This is a genomic window from Alcanivorax profundi, from assembly GCF_003597125.1.
Lineage (GTDB): Bacteria > Pseudomonadota > Gammaproteobacteria > Pseudomonadales > Alcanivoracaceae > Alcanivorax > Alcanivorax profundi.
Genome location: NZ_QYYA01000004.1, coordinates 142,532 through 161,874, shown reverse-complemented (window position 1 = coordinate 161,874; position 19,343 = coordinate 142,532). Strand labels below are relative to the sequence as shown.

Below are 19,343 nucleotides of genomic sequence, written 5' to 3'. Positions count from 1 at the left end.
GGCTTGAGTTAGGCATATGGCGAAAGACGGTTTCGATCTGGTCATCGGCCTCGGCGTATCCGGGCGTTCCGTGATCCGTTATCTGACGGATCAGGGGATGCCTGTGCGTGCGCTGGATACCCGTGCCGAGCCGGCGGGTCTGGATGCCCTGCGTGCCGACTTCCCTGAGGTGAAAATTCACACCGGCGGCTTCAAGGCCGGCTGGATGAAAAAGGCCCGTCGGTTGATTGTCAGCCCCGGGGTGGCGGTCTCTACGCCCGCCATCGCCGAGCAGGTTGTGGCTGGCAAGGAAGTCATTGGTGATGTGGAGCTGTTTGCGCGCGCTGCCAGTGAGCCCGTCGTGGCGATTACCGGTTCCAATGCCAAGAGCACCGTGACGACGTTGCTGGGTCAGGTCGCGGATGCCTGTGGAATGAATCCCGGCATCGGCGGCAATCTGGGTGTGCCTGCGCTGGATCTGTTGAGTGATCAGGCCAGGCTCTATGTGCTTGAGTTGTCCAGCTTCCAGCTGGAAACCACCTACAGCCTGAGCGCCGATGTGGCCACCATTCTTAACGTCTCTCAGGACCATCTGGACCGCTATGCCAGCTTTGCCGATTACCTGGCGGCCAAGCAGCGCATTTACGACGGGTGTCAGGTGGCGGTATGGAATCGGGATGATCCGGCAACCCGTCCGCCTGCGACGGTGCCGAGACAAGTGACCTTTGGTGCACACCCGGAAGCCGATTACCGCCTCGACAGTGAGAGCGGACAGTTGTTGTGCCGTGGTGAGCCATTGTTGGAATTGTCGGAGCTGGCGCTCACCGGCCATCACAATGCCATGAATATCCTCGCGGTGTTGGCCATCAGCGATGCGCTGGCGCTGAACCGTGACAAGGCATTGGCCACGGTAAAAACCTTCACCGGGCTGGCCCACCGTTGTCAGCTGGTTGCCGATACTGGCGGCGTGCGCTGGTTCAACGATTCCAAGGCGACCAATGTGGGTGCCACGCTGGCGGCGCTGACAGGGATTGGCGAAAGCATTGAGGGCAAGGTCATCCTGATCGGAGGCGGGCAGGGCAAAGGGCAGGATTTCTCGCCGCTGGCAGAGCCTGCTCGTCAGTATCTGCGTGCGGCCTTGCTGATGGGTGAAGACCGAAACGTACTGGCCGAAGGCATGTCTGCGGCGCCCTGTGAATTGGTGGCTGACATGCAGGCTGCTGTGGCCCGGGCCCATGCTCTGGCCCAACCTGGTGATGCCGTGCTGTTGTCGCCCGCCTGCGCCTCGTTCGATATGTACAGTGGCTTCGCGGCACGTGGGGATGATTTCGCATCACGGGTTCGGGAGGTGTGCCATGACTGAGCGCATGATCCTGAAACTGGATAGCAAAGGGGTCGACAAACCGTTGCTGTGGACCGCGATCCTGCTGGCGTTGGCTGGTCTGGTGATGGTGTCCTCCGCGAGCTTGCAGATTGCCGAAACCCGTCTCGGTGACCCGTTCTATTATGCCCTGCGCCATGGCATTTACCTTGCCCTGGGACTGGGTGTGGGCGCATTCGTGTATTACGCGGTCCCGCTGGCCCTGCTGGAGCGCCTGCGCTTTGTGATGCTGCCGGTGGCGCTGGTGGTGCTGGTGATGGTGTTTATCCCGGGGCTGGGGCGCACCGTGAACGGGTCGACTCGCTGGATTGCCCTGCCGGGCCTGACAATCCAGGCATCGGAAATCGTGAAGCTGTGCTTCGTGTTGTACATGGCTGGCTACGTGGCAGAACGCAAGGCGGCGCTGGAGGCAGAGTGGAAAGCGTTTTTGCTGCCGCTGGGGCTGTTGGGCGTATTGATGCTGTTGCTGCTGCTGGAACCGGACTTTGGTGCAGTGGTGGTGCTGGGTATTACCGCCATGGGCATGTTGTTCCTGTCTGGCGTGCCGACCCTGCGTTTTCTGCTGATTGGTCTGATGGCGGTGGGGCTGGGGGCGCTGGTGGCCGTGGCCGAACCCTACCGTGTGGCGCGCCTGATGACCTTTACCGATCCCTGGTCTGACCAGTTCGGGGCGGGTTATCAGTTGACCCAGAGCCTGATTGCCTTCGGCCGTGGGCACCTGACAGGGGTGGGCCTGGGTAACAGCGTGCAGAAACTGTTTTACCTGCCGGAAGCCCATACCGACTTCGTTTATGCCGTGATGGCAGAAGAACTGGGGCTGTTGGGAAATATCGCGTTGATCAGCGGCTTTATCTTGCTGGGCTGGCGGGTTTTCCGGCTGGGCCATTCGCTGGAAGAGCGCGGTTTTCTGTATCACGCCTACCTGGTTTATGGCTGTGCGTTTGTGTTCTGTTCCCAGGCCTTTATCAATCTGGGCGTGAACATGGGCATGTTGCCGACCAAGGGGCTAACGCTGCCCTTTATCAGCTATGGCGGCTCTTCGCTGCTGGTGTCTGCCGCCATGATCGGGTTGATCCTGCGGGCCGGGGCCGAAGCCGAACAGTTGAAAGCCAGAGGGAGGACGGCGCGATGAGTCGGACCATCCTGATCATGGCTGGCGGCACGGGGGGGCATGTGTTCCCTGCCCTTGCCGTCGCAGACCAGTTGCGCGCGCGAGGCTTCGACATTCTCTGGCTGGGAGCGGAGCACGGAATGGAAGGCCAGCTGGTGCGGCGACATGGCTATGACATTGCCGAGCTGTCGGTATCGCGTCTGCGCGGTGGTGGTCTCAAGCGCAAGCTGACGGCGCCGTTCAACCTGCTACGTGCGGTGCTGCAGGCGCGTCAGATTATTCGTCAGCGCCAGCCTGTGCTGGCGGTGGGGTTTGGCGGTTTTGCCAGTGGCCCTGGTGGGTTGGCGGCAAGACTGTGCAAGGTGCCGGTGGTAGTGCATGAGCAGAACGCCGTACCGGGATTGACCAATCGACTGCTGTCCAAAATGGCCACCGTCACGCTGGAAGGGTTCGAGGGCGCGTTCATTGGCAAGCAGGCGTGCTGGGTGGGTAACCCGGTGCGGGCTGACATTGCGGCCATTGCCGAACCGGTCAATCGCTATGCCCGGCATCAGGGTGGCCTGCGGGTACTGATCGTTGGTGGCAGTCAGGGAGCCTTGGTGCTTAATCAGGACCTGCCGGAACTGCTGTTGGCGGTGCTGGGCCGCGATATTCAGGTTCGCCATCAGTGTGGCGCGGGACGCACGGCCGAGGCCGCGCCGATTTACGACGCGCTGGGCATGAATGCCCAGGTCAGTGAGTTTATTGATGACATGGCAGAGGCCTACGGCTGGGCGGATCTGGTGATCTGTCGCGCCGGTGCCCTGACGGTGGCTGAGGTGGCAGCCGCAGGTGTGGCGGCACTGTTCATTCCATTGCCCACGGCAGTGGACGACCACCAGACATTGAACGCCCGTTGGTTGTCAGACCGGGGCGCGGCCCTGCTGTTGCCCCAGCGGGAACTGAGCGCGGCCACCCTGGCCGCGACACTGAAACCGGTTGCAGAACGGGGTGCGCTGTCGCAAATGGCACAGCGAGCTCGTGAGCAGGCCGTGGTCGATAGCGCCGAGCGCGCGGCCACGCTGTGTGAGGAGGTGGCCAATGGCCGATAACGACAACATCCATACGGTGCCGGAGATGCGCCGAATTCGCGGTATCCATTTTGTGGGTATCGGTGGTGTAGGGATGTGCGGTATCGCTGAGGTGCTGGCCAATCAGGGCTATGCCATCAGTGGCAGTGACATCAAGGAATCGCCGGTGGTCGCTCGCCTGCGCAGCCTTGGTGTGCGCGTCGAAATCGGTCATCGAGCCGAGAATATTGATGGTGCCGACGTGGTAGTGACGTCGACGGCGGTCAACACCGAGAACGTGGAAGTGGCCGAGGCCCATGCCCGGCGAGTGCCGGTGGTGCCGCGTGCACAGATGCTGGCGGAGCTGATGCGTTTCCGCCATGGCATCGCCGTCGCCGGCACCCACGGCAAGACAACGACGACGTCCATGACGGCGGCGATCATGGCAGAAGCCGGGCTTGATCCCACCTTCGTTATTGGCGGGCGCCTTAACAGTGCCGGGACCAATGCCCGTCTTGGCCAGAGTCGCTACCTGGTGGCAGAAGCTGACGAATCCGATGCCAGCTTCCTGCACCTGCAGCCCATGAGCGCCATCGTCACCAACATCGAAGCCGATCACATGCACACCTACGGTGGTGATTTCGCGCAACTGGAAAACACCTTTGTTGAATTCCTCCACAATCTGCCGTTTTACGGTGTGGCGGTGATGTGTGTGGATGATCCCGTGGTGCGAAAGCTGTTGCCACGGGTGAATCGTCAGGTGATTCGTTACGGCTTCAGCGAAGATGCGGACCTGCGTGCCGAAGACGTTCAGCAGCAAGGCATGACGACCACATTCCGTGTCATCCGCAAGGAAGGGGAGCCGCTGCAGATCTCTCTGAACATGCCGGGCAAGCACAATGTGCTGAATGCCCTGGCAGCCATTGCGGTGTCGGCTGACGAAGGCGCCGATGACGAGGCTATCGTTCGTGGCCTGAATAATTTCTCGGGAGTGGGGCGCCGCTTTGATGTGCAGGGCGAATATCACTTTGACGGTGGCAGCGCGACCCTGGTGGATGATTACGGTCATCACCCCAGCGAGGTTGGAGTGACCATTGATGCGATTCGTGCCGGTTGGCCTGGCCGCCGTCTTGCCATGCTGTTCCAGCCGCATCGCTATACCCGCACCCAGGATCTCTATGAGGATTTCGTGGAAGTCCTGTCCGGGGTGGATGTGTTGCTGATGCTGGAAGTGTATGGCGCGGGTGAAGATCCGATTCCTGGCGCTGATGCCCGGGCGCTGTGTCGCAGCATCCGCAAGCGTGGTCAGGTGGAGCCGGTGTTTGTGGATGACCCGGCCAAATTGGCGACTATTTTGAATACCCAACTTCGTGATGGTGATCTGTTGGTCACTCAGGGGGCCGGTAACGTCGGGGCCATTGCGAAGGAACTGGCTGAACAGGGAGGCGCCAAGCGTGGATAAGGTGCTGCTGAAGAAGCAACTGGCCAGCATTGGCCGGGTAGCGGTACTGGCAGGCGGCAAATCCGCCGAGCGTCCGGTGTCACTGAAAAGTGGTGCTGCCGTGCATCAGGCGTTGCGCAACCTGGGGTTGATTGCCGAGCTGGTGGATCCTGCGGACAAGAGTGTGGATACCCTCAAGGGGTTCGATGCTGCCTTTATTGCCCTGCATGGCCGTGGTGGTGAAGACGGTGTTATCCAGGGCGTACTCGAACACTTGGGCATCCCTTACACCGGCTCCGGGGTAATGGCCTCGGCCATTGGCATGGACAAGGTGCGCACCAAGCAATTGTGGAAAGGCGCGGGGCTGCCGACACCGGCATTTTATGTGGCCGGTCGCGAGGAGTTGGAGCTGGGCTTTCCGCTGATGATCAAGCCTGCCCATGAGGGCTCTTCTATTGGCATGGCCAAGGCCGATAACGCGGAACAGCTGGCCGCCGCGCTCGAGGAAGCGGGCAAGTTCGATTCTGATGTGCTGGTCGAGGCCTGGGTAAACGGCCCGGAGTATACCGTGGCGTTGCTGGGCGACGAGGCGTTGCCGGCCATTCGTCTGAAGACGCCCCATGCCTTTTATGACTTCGAGGCCAAGTACCAGTCTGACAGCACCGAATATCTCTGTCCGGCAGGGCTGGACGAAGCTGACGAAAAGGCCATCCGCCAGCTGGCGCTGACCGCTTTCCGTGTGGCTGGTTGCCGGGGCTGGGGCCGTGTGGACGTGATGCGCGACGCCGAGGGTCAGTGGCAGTTGCTGGAAGTGAATACTGTGCCGGGGATGACAGACCATTCCCTGGTGCCCATGGCAGCGAAAGCGGCGGGCCGTGATTTCGATGCCCTGGTGGGTGAAATCCTGCTGCTGGCGGTGGAGCAGACCGGTGGCTAACAATGCCCCGGCGCCCCGTGGCGCTCGCCGCAAGCCTGCCAAAAAGGCGGGCGTGCCGCTGCAGGAGCGATTGTCTGCCGCGGTGCCGTGGATGTTGGTGGGCAGTGTGGCGGTGGTGCTGTTGCTGGGTGTGATTTATCTGCCCGCCGCACTGGATGGTTATCCCATCCGCAAAGTGGGCGTTGACGGTGTGACAGACGTGCGTCGTCAGCAGCAGATCCAGACCGCGTTGGCGGCGCTGGTGCGAGATGAAAACTATTTTTCTGTGCCGCTGGAAGAGATCTACCAGCAGGCGCAGGGGCTGAGCTGGGTAGAAGGCGTGTCAGTGCGCCGCCAGTGGCCCGACACCGTGGTGTTGACCGTGGAAGAGCGGCGCCCGGTGGCGGTGTGGAACGAAACCGTGTTGGTGTCGGATAGCGGGGAGCCCTTTAAGGCGCTCAAGCAGTACGACCTGAGCGGCCTGCCACATCTGAATGGCCCTGAACAACGGCTGGAGGAAGTCATGGCTTTCTATCACAGCATGGGCAAGATGCTGGCGGATGTGGATCTGGGCATTCGCAGTATGGACGTCAACGCACGACTGACCGCGCGGCTGACGCTGGATAATGACATGCAACTGGTGGTCGACCGTGAGCAGTACACCACCAAACTTCGCCGCTTTGTGCGGCTTTATCGGGGTGTGCTGAGCACGGACAGTCGCCGCGTCACCCGCGTGGATCTGCGTTATGCAGATGGCATGGCGGTGACCTGGGGCGAGCAGAGTTAGGAGTTAGGTGACATGGCAACAGAAACGGAAAACATGATTGTCGGTCTCGACATTGGCACCTCCAAGGTGGTGGCCATCGTCGGGCAGACATCTGCCGATGGCACCATGGAAATCGTCGGCATTGGCTCACAGCCCTCTCGCGGCATGAAGAAAGGCGTGGTGGTGGATATCGAGGCCACGGTGCGCTCCATTCAGCGCGCGGTCGAAGAAGCAGAGCTGATGGCGGGCTGTCACATTCACACTGTCTACGCAGGTATTGCCGGCTCCCATGTGCGAAGCCTCAACTCCCACGGCATTGTCGCCATTCGTGATCGTGAGGTCGCCCAGGCTGATATCGACCGGGTCATTGATGCCGCCCAGGCGGTAGCGATTCCGGCCGACCAGAAGACCCTGCATGTGCTGCCGCAGGAATATGTGGTGGACAATCAGGAAGGTGTCCGTGAGCCCATTGGCATGAGTGGCGTGCGTCTTGAAGCCAAGGTGCATCTGGTTACCTGTGCGGTCAATGCGGCCCAGAACATCGAGAAGTGTGTGCGTCGCTGCAATCTGGAAGTGGACGACATCATTCTCGAGCAGCTGGCCAGTGCCCATGCGGTGCTGACGGAAGATGAGCGTGAGCTGGGTGTCTGTATTGTGGATATCGGCGGTGGCACCACAGACATTGCCATCTTCACCGAAGGGGCGATTCGTCATACCGCCAATATTCCGATTGCCGGTGACCAGGTGACCAACGATATCGCCATGGCCCTGCGTACCCCCAAGCAGCATGCCGACGAAATCAAGATCAAGTACGCCTGCGCGCTGACCCAACTGGCCGGTGCCGACGAAACCATCAAGGTGCCCAGCGTTGGCGACCGTCCACCGCGGACCCTCAGCCGCCAGAATCTGGCCGAAGTGGTCGAGCCTCGTTATGACGAGTTGTTCACGCTGGTGCAGGCGGAAATTCGCCGCTCCGGTTTTGAGGACCTGATCCCGGGCGGCATCGTGCTCACCGGTGGCTCTTCCAAGATCGAAGGCGCGGTAGATCTGGCAGAAGAAATTTTCCATATGCCGGTACGCCTGGGGGCGCCCCAAGGGATCGCCGGGCTCACCGATGTGGTGCGTAACCCGATCTATTCCACGGCGGTGGGCCTGTTGCTGTACGGCCAGCGTATGGAAAAAGACGGTGGCAGTGCTCGCGCCCAGGCCGGTGGCGGACAGGTGGACTGGATGGAGCGCTTCAAGAACTGGTTTAAAGGCAATTTTTAAGGCGGTGTTGTTGGAAACGCGACATCACCGCCAATGAGCGCAAGCGGCGGTTCCGGGCCGCGGTAACACCACCGGAACATTCGACGTGACGTTATGAAGTAAACAGGGAAGCAACAAACGGGAGATCAACCATGCAATTCAAACTGGAAGACAGCGTGCCCCATGGCGCGGTAATCAAAGTGGTAGGTGTCGGTGGTGGCGGCGGTAATGCCGTGGACCACATGGTGCGTTCCGGAGTTGAGGGGGTGGATTTCATCTGCGCCAACACCGATGCACAGGCCCTGCGTAATGCTCAAGCCAAGACCGTGATTCAGCTGGGAAGCCAGGTGACCAAGGGTCTGGGTGCGGGTGCTAACCCCGAAATCGGTCGTCAGTCTGCGCTGGAAGACCGCGATCGCATTGCCGAACTGCTGGACGGTGCCGATATGGTCTTTGTGACCGCTGGCATGGGCGGCGGTACGGGTACCGGTGCCGCTCCGGTCGTGGCGGAAATCGCCAAGGAGCTGGGTATCCTCACCGTGGCGGTTGTGACCAAGCCGTTCCCCTTCGAAGGCAAGAAGCGCATGCGCTCTGCGCAGGAAGGGATCGAGGAGCTCAAGGAGCATGTTCACTCCCTGATCACCATCCCCAACGAAAAACTGCAGTCTGTTCTGGGTGGTTCCACCAGCCTGCTGGATGCCTTCAAGGCGGCCAACGACGTACTCCAGGGTGCGGTGAAAGGGATTGCCGATCTGATCGTGCGTCCGGGGATGATCAACGTGGATTTCGCCGACGTTCGTACAGTAATGAGCGAGCTGGGTACGGCGATGATGGGCTCCGGTACCGCCAGTGGCGAGGAACGTGCAGCTGATGCAGCTCGTGCGGCCATTTCCAGCCCGCTGCTGGAAGATGTGGACCTGCGCGGCGCCCGTGGCATTCTGGTCAACATCACCGCTAACGAATCCATCGCGCTGGACGAGTTCTCTGAAGTGGGCGAGATCGTCAGTGAGCTGGCCGGTGAAGATGCCAACGTGATCATCGGTACCGCGATCGACCCGGATATGGGCGATAACATCAGTGTGACTGTCGTCGCCACCGGTCTGGGTGCTGCCCAGCAGGAACTAAAAGTGGTGCGTGGCCGTCAGACTCCTGTCGCCGCTGATGGTCGAGTGGACTACAGTGATCTGGATCGTCCCGCTGTGGAGCGCAAACGCGCCGCTCAGCAGGCAGCCAGCGGTCGTGGCCAGCAGGCGGTAAACACCGCGGAAGATCTGGATTTCATTGATATTCCGACCTTCCTGCGTCGTCAGGCCGACTAACGGTCTGGCGGCATTGGTGCAAAATCAGGGAGTTGCAGTATAATTGCGCCCTAATTTTGTGTTGAGGAAAGCGGTATCCCGAGGATACCCGCAGCTGTGTGACAGACAGATGATCAGACAACGAACACTGAAAAACGTGATCCGCGCAACTGGCGTGGGCCTTCACACCGGCGAAAAGGTTTACATGACTGTGCGCCCGGCACCGGTTGATACCGGCATCGTGTTCCGGCGTGTGGACCTGGAGCCGGTGGTGGAGATCAAGGCCGCCGCCGATGCGGTGGGCGAAACCACACTCTCATCCACCCTGGTTCAGGATGGCGTGAAAGTCGGTACTGTGGAGCATTTCCTGTCCGCCATGGCGGGCCTGGGCATTGATAATGCCTTTGTGGAACTCTCCGCACCGGAAATGCCGATCATGGATGGCAGTGCCGGTCCGTTCGTCTTCCTGCTGCAGTCAGCCGGTATCAAGGAACAGGAAGCCGCCAAGAAGTTTATCCGCATCAAGAAGGAAGTGACGGTGCGGGAAGGGGACAAGACGGCAACGTTCGTGCCCTTTGATGGCTTCAAGGTGACTTTCTCCATCGAATTCGATCACCCGGTATTTGAAGACCGAAACCAGGTGTCCAGCATCGACTTCTCCACGACCTCGTTCGTAAAAGAAGTGGCGCGGGCTCGAACGTTCGGTTTCATGCGGGATATCGAATTCCTGCGCAGCCAGAACCTGGCGCTGGGCGGCAGCGTAGACAACGCGATTGTGGTGGATGAATACCGGATCCTTAACGAGGACGGTCTGCGTTACGAGGACGAATTCGTCAAGCACAAGATGCTGGATGCCATTGGCGATCTGTATCTGCTGGGGCACAGCCTGATTGGCGAGTTCATTGGCCACAAGTCCGGCCATGCCCTCAACAACGCGCTACTGCGGGAAATTCTCCGTCAGGAGGACTCCTATGAGGTGGTCACTTTCGAAGATGCCACCGACGCACCTGTCTCTTACATGCGACCGGTGCTGGCAGCCGAATAAGGCCGCCACACGTCGAAGCCCTGTGACCAGCCGGCGGTTCTCCCGCCGCTGGCTGGTACCCTTCGGGCCTCTCTCCGCTATGCCGGAGGTTCATTACCCGCAACGACGGGAGCGCAATTTCAGCGCATCAACCCTCACCGTTTACACGGTGACAGCATTTTTCAAACGGACGTGAGCCTGGATCGCGAGTTTAATGGCGGTTTAGTCGCTTTCTCCGCGGCTGGCCAGGCGCTCCAGTGATGCCTTTAGGCCGTCATCCTCGATAGTGTCAGCCAAAGCCTGAATGTGTCGGGCACTTTCCTGGCTAAGTCTGGGAATGTTGGCACGCGCCTTGCCTGCATAAGTGTGGGCAGACAGTCCCGGCTGACGTTTGCCGCCCACGACAATCTTTACCTGTTCGCCGGGTAGTGCCTGCTGGAGCCGAGGAAGATGGAATCGCAGCAGCTGGGCGGTAGCGCTGGTTTCTACCAGCGCTAGCCAGCGCTGTTGATCCCGGATCAGCGTCACCCGCTCGCGCAGGGCGGGGGGTAGGCAATCGAGCGGGTTTTGCTCGGCCTGTGAGGGCGATTTTCTCGCTTCTCGCATCAGTGCTGACAGGGTGGCGTTACCGCTGAGCAGTGAGAGGAGGGCTTTGGGCGAAGTTGTCTTGCTCATGGCTTTTACTTAGACTAGCCTGCCAATTGTAAAAAAGATTATAAAGAGTTGGGCGTAACTATTTGAATTTAGTCGAAATAAGCGGCTTTTTACCGGTGCGTTACACGAATTTATGAATATCATAGTCCTTAACAGCAAGCGCGGCCATTCGCGTACCCTGCCTGTCCCCCGCCATTGGCCGTGGATGTTGGCTGGGGTGTTTCTGCTGTTACCGGTACTGGTGGCAGTGGGCACTTACCAACTCATCTATCATGTCAGCGATCAGCCCGAATTCACCCCGGTGATGACCGAGCGTTTTGCCGAACAGCTCCATGAGCAACAGCTGGCGCTGGCGGATCTGGATCAGCTGAGCCAGGAGCAGTTTCGCGCCCTGACCCTGAAACTGGCCCAGGCCCAGGCGCGGCTGGTGCGTCTCGATGCGCTGGGCGAGCGGCTTGTAGAAGTGGCCGATGTGGGCAGCGACGAGTTCGATTTCAGTACCATCCCCGGGCTGGGTGGTCCGGAGTCTGCGGATGAAGGTGCCAGCTATGAGCTGCCTTCCTTTATGGAGGCTGTGGACCAGATGACGGCAACCCTGGAGCGGCGCGAACGTCAGTTGGAGATCCTGGAAGATCTGCTCGCTGACAAGCAGATTGAAGACCAGACCTGGTTGTCCGGCCGCCCTCTTAGTAAAGGCTGGATGTCCAGCCGCTATGGTCGCCGCTCAGATCCCTTCACAGGTCGTGTGGCCTGGCACAAGGGGGTGGACTTTGCAGGCAAGGTGGGAACTCCCATCATTGCCACTGGCTCCGGTGTAGTGACATTTTCCGGCGAGCGATCTGGTTACGGTAAAATGGTGGAGATCAACCACGGTAACGGCATTACCACCCGTTATGGGCATGCTGCGGAACTGGTGGTTGAGTCCGGGGAAATCGTCAGGACCGGGGACACCATTGCCAAAGTCGGTAATTCCGGACGATCAACAGGGCCGCATGTGCACTACGAAGTGTTGAAAAATGGCGCCCAGGTTAACCCTCAGCCCTATATTTATCGTGCAAGACGCTGAAATGACAGCGAAAACGGCCCCTTAGGGGCCGTTTTTCATGGGCAGGCCTTGATAACCGTGAATACCACCTTATCTCTCCAAACTATTGTGTTTAGAATGGCTCCCTTGCCTGAGTCCGTCTCGTGTCCGCTGGGGTCGTGCGTGCGCGACAATTCGTTCTGGCGGTTTTTTCCCGCACGTGACGGAGTGGCCTGACTGTTTACTGAATCGGAAGTTTTATGCTGGGTACCATCGTAAAAAAAATTATCGGCACCAAGAATGATCGTGAACTCAAGCGCATGGCGAAGCTGGTGGAAGCGATCGGTAGCCATGGGGAAGCGCTGGCGAATCTGACTGACGGCGAGTTACAGCACAAAACAACAGAATTCCGCGACGCCTTCCAGCAAGGCAGGACTCTGGATGAGTTGCTGCCTGAAGCATTTGCGGTGGTCCGTGAGGCTTCAACCCGGGTCATGGGCATGCGTCACTTCGACGTTCAGATGATGGGAGGGATTTCCCTCCATGAAGGGCGAATTTCTGAAATGCGCACCGGTGAGGGTAAAACCCTGACCGCGACCCTGCCAGCATATCTTAACGCCTTGTCCGGCCATGGTGTTCACGTGGTGACGGTGAATGATTACCTGGCCGAGCGGGATGCCAACTGGATGCGTCCGCTCTATGAGTTCCTGGGTCTGTCGGTTGGGGTGATCTTGTCCCAGCAGCCCTCCGAGCAGAAGCGTGTCGCCTATAATTCCGACATAACCTACGGCACCAATAACGAGTACGGGTTCGATTACCTGCGTGACAATATGGCTTTCCGGTTGGAAGACCGGGTTCAGCGTGGGTTGAATTACGCCATTGTCGATGAGGTGGATTCCATTCTTATTGATGAAGCGCGTACACCGCTGATCATCTCCGGCCCGGCGTCGGATTCCTCCGAGCTGTACATGGCGATCAACAAGTTGATGCCAAATCTGAAAGGGCAGACAGAGGAAGACGAAGGCGATTATTTCGTCGATGAGAAACAGCGGCAGGTGGAACTGACCGAAGATGGCCATCAGAAGATCGAATCCCTGTTGGTCAGCAATGGCCTTTTGGAAGAAGGTGAAAGCCTTTATGCAGCCCATAACCTGGCCCTGCTGCACCATGTGCACGCGGCCCTGAAGGCCCATGCCCTGTTCCATGTCGACCGGGACTACATTGTCCAGGGTGGCCAGATTGTGATTGTGGACGAGCATACTGGTCGTACCATGCCCGGCCGTCGCTGGTCAGAGGGTATCCACCAGGCGATTGAGGCCAAAGAAGGGGTGAACATTCAGCAGGAAAACCAGACGCTGGCGTCCACCACCTTCCAGAACTACTTCCGTCTCTATAACAAGTTGTCCGGCATGACCGGTACGGCCGATACCGAAGCGCTGGAATTCCGCCAGATTTATGGCATGGATGTGGTGGTTATCCCCACCAACAGACCCATGGTGAGGGTGGATGCCAATGACCTGGTGTATCTGAGCCTGCAGGAAAAATTCGATGCTATCGTTGACGAAATCAGAAAAGCGGTAGACAAGGGCGCGCCTGTGCTGGTCGGTACCGCCACGATTGAGGCCTCTGAGTATCTCTCCAAGCGGCTTAAACAGGACAAGATTCATCATGAAGTCCTGAACGCCAAATTCCACCAGCGTGAAGCACAGATTATTGCCCAGGCGGGTCGTCCCGGTGCCGTGACCATTGCCACCAATATGGCAGGCCGGGGTACTGACATCATGCTCGGGGGTAACCCGGAAGAGCAAATTAAACACATGGATGAGCCATCCGAAGCCCAGGCCGAAAAGATCCGTGCAGAGTGGCAGGCTAATCATGACAAGGTGATGGAGGCCGGGGGGCTGCACATCATTGGTACCGAGCGCCATGAGTCCCGTCGTATCGACAACCAGCTACGCGGGCGTGCCGGCCGTCAGGGGGATCCCGGTTACACCCGTTTCTTCCTGTCTATGGAAGATGACCTGATGCGAATTTTCGCTTCGGATCGTATCCGCGGCATGATGCGTTCGCTGGGGCTGGAAAACGGTGAAGCCATCGAGCACCGCTGGGTGACCCGTGCGATCGAAAACGCACAGCGTAAAGTGGAAGGGCGCAACTTCGACATCCGCAAAAACCTGCTGGAATATGACGATGTGGCCAACGATCAGCGTCAGGTTATATACAGTCAGCGTGACCAGATTCTCGAGACAGCGGATCTGACCAATTCTGTAAAAGGCATTCGTTACGATGTGCTTCAGGAAGTGGTGCACAATTATATGGCGCCGGGTTCCGTGGAGGATCAGTGGGATATCCCGGGCCTGGAAAAAATTCTTGAAGCGGAGTTCCAGAGCAATGCGCCGGTTGGCCAGTGGTTGAATGAAGACAACCAGCTCCATATTGACGGGGTTGTCGAGAAACTGGTGGAAAGTCTGGAGCAAGACTACGAGCGCAAAGAGGCAGAGATTGGTGTTGAAGACCTGCGCCGTATTGAAAAGCATCTGATGCTGCAGATTCTGGATCGACACTGGAAAGAACATCTGGCCAGTATGGATCATCTGCGCCAGGGGATTCATCTGCGTGGTTACGCCCAGAAAAATCCCAAGCAGGAATACAAGAAAGAAGCTTTTGAGCTGTTCCAGACCCTGTTAAACCAGATTCAGCACGAACTGATTCGCGTGTTGCACAGCTTCCAGGTACGTCGTGATGATGAGCTGGAGCGCTTGGAGCAGCAGCGGCAGGAAGAGGCGCAGCGTCAGGCGGAAAAAATGAAAATGCAGGCGGTGGCCGAGCCGGGTACCGATGGAACAGCCGGGGCCTCAGGTGAGCGCGAGGGCCAGCAGCCCAAAACTGTCGTTCGTGACGGCCGCAAGGTGGGGCGTAACGAACCCTGCCCGTGCGGATCTGGCAAGAAATACAAGCAGTGTCACGGCAAGATTGAATAAACCCAGTCTCAAGCGAGAAGCTTCAAGCTGCAAGGAAACCAGAGCACCGGCAAAGCCGGTGCTTTCTTTGTTTAGGCTTGTCGCTTGCTGCTTGAAGCATGTAGCTGATTTTTCAAGGAAAGGGTTATGACACAGACTGAGTGGTTACCTGTTCCCGGTATCCGGCTTGCGGCCGTGGAAGCGGGCATCAAGAAAGCCAACCGTAAGGATCTGGTTGTGCTGGAACTGGCGGAAGGTTCCCGTGTCAGCGGGGTATTCACCCTGAATCGTTTCTGCGCCGCACCGGTGCAGGTGGCCAGGCAGCGACTGGCAACAACCACGCCACGGTATTTGATGATCAATACGGGCTACGCCAATGCGGGCACCGGGCAGAAGGGTATGGAAAACTGCCTGGCCAGCTGTCGATTGCTGGCGCAAGTGGCGGGTTGTGCGGAAGACGAAATCCTGCCGTACTCCACCGGAGTGATTGGCGAGCAGTTCCCGTTGCCGGCGTTCGAGAAAGGGTTACCAATGGCCTTGGCCAACCTGGATGAACACCATTGGGGCCGAGCGTCAGAAGGCATCATGACCACCGACACCTACCCGAAAGTGGCCAGCCGCCGGGTGGAAATGGCGGGTGTCCCTGTGACCGTGACCGGCATGTCGAAGGGGTCGGGCATGATCAAGCCGAATATGGCGACCATGTTGGGCTACATTGCCACAGACGCTCCCATCGCCAAGCCGCTGTTGGACCAGTGGGTAAAAGCATTGGCGGACAAATCCTTCAATCGGGTCACGGTAGACGGTGATACCTCCACCAACGATGCCTGCATGTTGATCAGCACGGCGAAGGCGGAGATGCCGGAAATCACAGAGCTGAATGCCGGCAGTCAGTTGTTGTTCAATGCACTTGAAGAGGTCTTCGTCGAGCTTGCCCAGGCGCTGGTGCGCGACGGTGAAGGTGCTACCAAGTTTGTGGCCATTACGGTGGCGGGGGCAGATAGCGAAGCGGATGCCCGTATCGTGGCGGAAACTATCGCCCATTCTCCGCTCGTCAAGACCGCCCTGTTTGCATCGGATCCTAACTGGGGCAGGATTCTGGCGGCCATTGGCCGCGCTCCCATTGCTGCATTGGACGTTAGTAAGGTGAGTGTGTGGCTTGGTGATGTGCTGCTGGTCGAGCAGGGAGGCGTAGCGGAAGACTATCAGGAGGCCAAAGGGTCGGCCGTCATGGCCCAGCCTGACATTTCCATCCGTGCTGAGCTCAATGCCGGCGAGGCAGAATGCACGGTCTGGACCTGTGACTTCAGCTATGACTATGTGAAGATCAACGCGGAATACCGAACCTAGAGGCTGTGGCTTCATCGCCCTGTAGGGGCTTGCTTGCAAGCGAGAGTGAATTTGCCTGGGCCGGCAGTCCACTGCTTCGTGTGCAAGCACGCTCCGATATTATCCCGGTCGCTGCCAGAGCGAATGGACCCAGATAAATGAGCACTGAACCTACTCCCGCCATTACCGTTGTTGCCGCCATTATCCGTGGCGAAGATGGGCGTATCTGTCTCAGCAAGCGTCCGGACCACAAGCATCAGGGCGGCCGCTGGGAATTCCCCGGTGGCAAAGTGGAGCCGGGGGAGCGGCTTGATGAGGCGTTGGCTCGTGAGCTCTATGAAGAGCTGGGCATGGCGTCGTCCCTCTCTTCTCCTTTTATGACCATTGCGCATCAGTACCCTGATTTGCACGTGACCCTGCATTTTCGGGATGTGACCGGGTGGCGAGGAGTGCCCACGGGCAGGGAAGGGCAGCAAGTTGCCTGGTTTGCCTTGAGTGATCTGGCAGAACTGTCGTTTCCGGCGGCTAACCAGCCGGTTGTGACGGCAATTATGCTCCCCCCGTGTCTTGCCATTGTGCCCGATACCATTGAGCTTAATACGTTGCTGACGGGTATCGAGCGTCTGGACAGTATGCAAACCGGCGTTTATTTGCGCGCCTGGAGTCAGCATCCTGCCCGCGAGCGCATTCTGGAGACCTGTCGTCGTGCCGGGGTGCGCGTCTGGTTGAGGGCAGATTCTCCCCTCGGAATGGCAGGGGGAATGCCGGAGGGTGTGTTCGGTTTGCATCTGCCTGCCAGCGTGCTGATGGGTTGCTCTCGCCGTCCCGATTTTTCCGGTGTGGTCTCGGCGGCTTGCCATGATCAGCAGGCGCTGGATAAAGCGGTCAGCCTGGGTCTGGATAGCGCACTGATTTCACCCGTTAACCCGACAACCACTCATCCAGACCAGCCCGCCCTGGGCTGGGAGAGAGCGGGCCAATGGGCCTGCGGGTTACCCCTTGCCTGCTACATGCTGGGAGGAGTGGGGCCGGAGGACATCTGCCTTGCCCGAGAGCATGGCGCGGTGGGCGTCGCAGGCATCCGCGCCTTTTGGAGTTAACAGTTAACAGTGAATAGTTAACAGTGTCGCGATAAGCGACTGGTTGTGACTTCAATGCATGAGGCCGCGCCCGGATTCCGGGCGCGGCCTCATGCGCTTAAAAACAAGGAAAAACCCGAAAAACTTGACAGGGTATGCTGCTCGCGCAGCCTTCACTGTTCCTCGAAATCCATCCCGGGAGCTTCCGGGTCACCCGGGATGGCATGTCGCTCTGACGCCCAGTCCCCCAAATCAATGAGTTTGCAGCGTTCGCTACAGAATGGCCGCCAGGGGTTGTTATCAAAGCGGGTCAGGCTTTTGCATTGCGGACAGGGATAGGTGCGGGTGGTGTTGTCGGACATAAAGATCAGTTGACAGTTGATAGTGGACAGCGAAAGGCTGGATCTTAACCTCTTTGACGTCAGGCGTCAGGCGTCAGGCGTCAGCATCGTAGGGTGGAAATCGGCGTGAGCCGATCTCCGCCGTTGCGAGGTGCTTGCCAGCGAAGCCCGTAGGCGTTTCAGCCTACGAATGATGGCTGGCCAGATCCAGATAAAGTTTGTGTAGCACATCCAGCTGGTCATGTAGCCTCTGCAGCGAGCCATGGTTCTCGACGACATCGTCCGCCTGATCCAGCCGTTGGGTCCGTTCCAACTGAGCTTTCATGATGGCCGCAACCTGCTCTTCGGGTACCTGGTCCCGGGCCATGGTGCGCTTCACCTGCAGTTCCGCAGGTGCATCAATGACCAGAGTGCGTTGTACCAGGTCTTTCTGGCTTGTCTCGAACAGCAAGGGAGAAACGAGCACGGTGTAGGGCGACTTGCTCGCAGCAATCTGGTTGCGAAGTTCCTGACCAATGGCCGGGTGGGTGATGCCTTCCAGCGCCTTGAGTGCGTCCGGGTCGGCAAACACGATTTCGCGCAGCGCGCGTCGATCCAGGGCGCCATCTTTCGCGATCACATGGTCGCCAAAACGCTCGGCAATCGCCTGCAATGCCGGCTGACCGGGCTCCACCACCACCCGCGAGGCCAGATCCGCATCCACAATGGTAATGCCCAGCTGGGCCAGATAATCCGTTGCGGCGGTTTTGCCGCTGCCAATGCCGCCGGTAAGACCCACTACGAACATGACATTTCCTTGGTATTCTCACTTTTTGTTTTTGCAGGAGCCATGCGAGCATGGCTCCCACACGGGCAGGAGGGCGCGGATCAACCGACCTTGAACATCCCCAGATACGAGTTGACGATGCTATCGCCCCACAGCAGGGCAATCCACCCGGCCGTGGCGAGGTAGGGGCCGAAGGGGATCTGGGTGCGTTTCTGGCCAGCAAAGACCATGGCGCCGACTGCGAAGACAAGACCGACCACCGATGAGAGCAGGATAATCAGCGGCAGGTACTGCCAGCCCACCCAGGCGCCGAGAGCCGCGAGCAGTTTAAAGTCCCCGTACCCCATGCCTTCCTTCCCGGTTAGCAGTTTGAACAGCCAATACACGCTCCAAAGGGAGAGGTAGCCTGCCATGGCGCCAATCACGGCATCAGGCAGGGACACGGGCGAGATGCCCAGCAGGGCCGCAAGCAGGCCAGCCCAGAGTAGAGGGTAGTTGAGATCATCCGGCAACAGGGTCGTGTCGGCATCAATCATGGCCGCGGCCAACAGTGTCCACGTCGCCGCAAGGGTGAATACCAGCCATCCGCCATAGCCAAACTGCCAGGCACAGATGCCAGCGAGAAGTCCACTGACGAGCTCGATAAGGGGGTAGCGTTTGCTGATGGGAGTGGCGCACCCGCGACAACGGCCCTTAAGCGCTAGCCAGCTGACAACCGGTACGTTTTCGTACCAGGCAATGGCGTGCTGACACTTGGGGCAGCGCGAGCGCGGGGTCACCAGATTGAATATCTCGTTGTCCGGTTCTTCGGGTAATTCGAGAATCTCGCGCGCCTCATGCCGCCAGCTGCGCATCATCATCTCAGGCAGGCGGTATATCACCACATTCAGAAAGCTGCCGACCAGCAGCCCGAAAAAAGCACAAAGCCCAACCAGTAAGGTTGGGCTTTCAGATAACAATTCAAAGGTGTCTTGCAT

General features: G+C 58.9%; 17 protein-coding genes. 13 read left to right on the top strand and 4 right to left on the bottom strand.

Features of this window, described 5'->3' with window-relative positions; translation table 11 throughout:
• Window positions 1-16: 16 nt before the first annotated feature.
• The 9 genes from murD to lpxC all read left to right on the top strand — a co-directional run bounded on the left by murD (window position 17) and on the right by lpxC (window position 10,234).
• Complete coding sequence (murD, locus tag D4A39_RS13380) at window positions 17-1,342, top strand: UDP-N-acetylmuramoyl-L-alanine--D-glutamate ligase (RefSeq protein WP_102791258.1); 1,326 nt, start codon at window positions 17-19, stop codon at window positions 1,340-1,342.
• The gene (gene ftsW / locus D4A39_RS13375) at window positions 1,335-2,492 is read left to right on the top strand and encodes a putative lipid II flippase FtsW (RefSeq protein WP_102791257.1); all 1,158 of its coding nucleotides are present in this window, start codon (window positions 1,335-1,337) and stop codon (window positions 2,490-2,492) included. The genes murD and ftsW overlap by 8 nt, the downstream gene beginning before the upstream one ends.
• Window positions 2,489-3,562, top strand: a complete 1,074-nt coding sequence (gene murG, locus D4A39_RS13370; protein ID WP_119918362.1) for an undecaprenyldiphospho-muramoylpentapeptide beta-N-acetylglucosaminyltransferase — start codon at window positions 2,489-2,491, stop codon at window positions 3,560-3,562. Before ftsW ends, murG begins: the two co-directional genes overlap by 4 nt.
• Window positions 3,552-4,982 (top strand): UDP-N-acetylmuramate--L-alanine ligase, encoded by a 1,431-nt coding sequence (gene murC / locus D4A39_RS13365; protein WP_022984989.1) that lies wholly within the window; start codon window positions 3,552-3,554, stop codon window positions 4,980-4,982. The genes murG and murC overlap by 11 nt, the downstream gene beginning before the upstream one ends.
• Complete coding sequence (locus D4A39_RS13360; protein WP_022984990.1) at window positions 4,975-5,898, top strand: D-alanine--D-alanine ligase; 924 nt, start codon at window positions 4,975-4,977, stop codon at window positions 5,896-5,898. The genes murC and D4A39_RS13360 overlap by 8 nt, the downstream gene beginning before the upstream one ends.
• On the top strand, window positions 5,891-6,664 hold the full coding sequence (locus D4A39_RS13355) for a cell division protein FtsQ/DivIB (RefSeq protein WP_022984991.1): 774 nt from the start codon (window positions 5,891-5,893) through the stop codon (window positions 6,662-6,664). The genes D4A39_RS13360 and D4A39_RS13355 overlap by 8 nt, the downstream gene beginning before the upstream one ends.
• A 12-nt stretch (window positions 6,665-6,676) precedes the next feature.
• On the top strand, window positions 6,677-7,912 hold the full coding sequence (gene ftsA / locus D4A39_RS13350; protein ID WP_022984992.1) for a cell division protein FtsA: 1,236 nt from the start codon (window positions 6,677-6,679) through the stop codon (window positions 7,910-7,912).
• 131 nt (window positions 7,913-8,043) lie between these two features.
• The gene (ftsZ, locus tag D4A39_RS13345; protein WP_022984993.1) at window positions 8,044-9,210 is read left to right on the top strand and encodes a cell division protein FtsZ; all 1,167 of its coding nucleotides are present in this window, start codon (window positions 8,044-8,046) and stop codon (window positions 9,208-9,210) included.
• A 109-nt stretch (window positions 9,211-9,319) separates the two neighbouring features.
• Window positions 9,320-10,234, top strand: a complete 915-nt coding sequence (lpxC, locus tag D4A39_RS13340) for a UDP-3-O-acyl-N-acetylglucosamine deacetylase (protein WP_022984994.1) — start codon at window positions 9,320-9,322, stop codon at window positions 10,232-10,234.
• A 201-nt stretch (window positions 10,235-10,435) separates the two neighbouring features.
• Here the strand turns inward: lpxC and D4A39_RS13335 are convergent, their stop codons facing one another.
• Complete coding sequence (locus D4A39_RS13335) at window positions 10,436-10,888, bottom strand: hypothetical protein (protein ID WP_022984995.1); 453 nt, start codon at window positions 10,886-10,888, stop codon at window positions 10,436-10,438.
• 112 nt (window positions 10,889-11,000) lie between these two features.
• Between D4A39_RS13335 and D4A39_RS13330 the strand changes: the two genes are divergently transcribed.
• The 4 genes from D4A39_RS13330 to D4A39_RS13315 all read left to right on the top strand — a co-directional run bounded on the left by D4A39_RS13330 (window position 11,001) and on the right by D4A39_RS13315 (window position 17,280).
• Window positions 11,001-11,933 (top strand): M23 family metallopeptidase, encoded by a 933-nt coding sequence (locus D4A39_RS13330; protein WP_119918359.1) that lies wholly within the window; start codon window positions 11,001-11,003, stop codon window positions 11,931-11,933.
• Window positions 11,934-12,151: 218 nt separating this feature from the next.
• Window positions 12,152-14,872 carry a preprotein translocase subunit SecA gene (secA, locus tag D4A39_RS13325; RefSeq protein ID WP_022984997.1) on the top strand — a complete coding sequence of 907 codons (2,721 nt, stop codon included), beginning with the start codon at window positions 12,152-12,154 and terminating at the stop codon, window positions 14,870-14,872.
• Between the two features lie 126 nt (window positions 14,873-14,998).
• Complete coding sequence (gene argJ / locus D4A39_RS13320; RefSeq protein ID WP_119918357.1) at window positions 14,999-16,201, top strand: bifunctional glutamate N-acetyltransferase/amino-acid acetyltransferase ArgJ; 1,203 nt, start codon at window positions 14,999-15,001, stop codon at window positions 16,199-16,201.
• Window positions 16,202-16,338: 137 nt separating this feature from the next.
• A complete protein-coding gene (locus D4A39_RS13315; RefSeq protein ID WP_022984999.1) occupies window positions 16,339-17,280 on the top strand; it encodes a Nudix family hydrolase in 942 nt (313 codons plus the stop codon).
• 152 nt (window positions 17,281-17,432) lie between these two features.
• Here D4A39_RS13315 and D4A39_RS13310 read toward each other — a convergent pair whose 3' ends face one another.
• The 3 genes from D4A39_RS13310 to D4A39_RS13300 form a co-directional block, all read right to left on the bottom strand.
• Window positions 17,433-17,621, bottom strand: a complete 189-nt coding sequence (locus D4A39_RS13310) for a DNA gyrase inhibitor YacG (protein WP_119918355.1) — start codon at window positions 17,619-17,621, stop codon at window positions 17,433-17,435.
• Window positions 17,622-17,784: 163 nt separating this feature from the next.
• Complete coding sequence (coaE, locus tag D4A39_RS13305) at window positions 17,785-18,387, bottom strand: dephospho-CoA kinase (RefSeq protein WP_022985001.1); 603 nt, start codon at window positions 18,385-18,387, stop codon at window positions 17,785-17,787.
• Between the two features lie 80 nt (window positions 18,388-18,467).
• A complete protein-coding gene (locus D4A39_RS13300; RefSeq protein WP_022985002.1) occupies window positions 18,468-19,343 on the bottom strand; it encodes a prepilin peptidase in 876 nt (291 codons plus the stop codon).

Bases quoted from the DNA above. Each gene is read 5' to 3' on its own strand.
- murD (WP_102791258.1), top strand. From the start codon at position 17: ATGGCGAAAGACGGTTTCGATCTGGTCATCGGCCTCGGCGTATCCGGG.
- ftsW (WP_102791257.1), top strand. From the start codon at position 1,335: ATGACTGAGCGCATGATCCTGAAACTGGATAGCAAAGGGGTCGACAAA.
- murG (WP_119918362.1), top strand. From the start codon at position 2,489: ATGAGTCGGACCATCCTGATCATGGCTGGCGGCACGGGGGGGCATGTG.
- murC (WP_022984989.1), top strand. From the start codon at position 3,552: ATGGCCGATAACGACAACATCCATACGGTGCCGGAGATGCGCCGAATT.
- ftsA (WP_022984992.1), top strand. From the start codon at position 6,677: ATGGCAACAGAAACGGAAAACATGATTGTCGGTCTCGACATTGGCACC.
- ftsZ (WP_022984993.1), top strand. From the start codon at position 8,044: ATGCAATTCAAACTGGAAGACAGCGTGCCCCATGGCGCGGTAATCAAA.
- lpxC (WP_022984994.1), top strand. From the start codon at position 9,320: ATGATCAGACAACGAACACTGAAAAACGTGATCCGCGCAACTGGCGTG.
- D4A39_RS13335 (WP_022984995.1), bottom strand. From the start codon at position 10,888: ATGAGCAAGACAACTTCGCCCAAAGCCCTCCTCTCACTGCTCAGCGGT.
- D4A39_RS13330 (WP_119918359.1), top strand. From the start codon at position 11,001: ATGAATATCATAGTCCTTAACAGCAAGCGCGGCCATTCGCGTACCCTG.
- secA (WP_022984997.1), top strand. From the start codon at position 12,152: ATGCTGGGTACCATCGTAAAAAAAATTATCGGCACCAAGAATGATCGT.
- argJ (WP_119918357.1), top strand. From the start codon at position 14,999: ATGACACAGACTGAGTGGTTACCTGTTCCCGGTATCCGGCTTGCGGCC.
- D4A39_RS13315 (WP_022984999.1), top strand. From the start codon at position 16,339: ATGAGCACTGAACCTACTCCCGCCATTACCGTTGTTGCCGCCATTATC.
- D4A39_RS13310 (WP_119918355.1), bottom strand. From the start codon at position 17,621: ATGTCCGACAACACCACCCGCACCTATCCCTGTCCGCAATGCAAAAGC.
- coaE (WP_022985001.1), bottom strand. From the start codon at position 18,387: ATGTTCGTAGTGGGTCTTACCGGCGGCATTGGCAGCGGCAAAACCGCC.
- D4A39_RS13300 (WP_022985002.1), bottom strand. From the start codon at position 19,343: ATGCAAGACACCTTTGAATTGTTATCTGAAAGCCCAACCTTACTGGTT.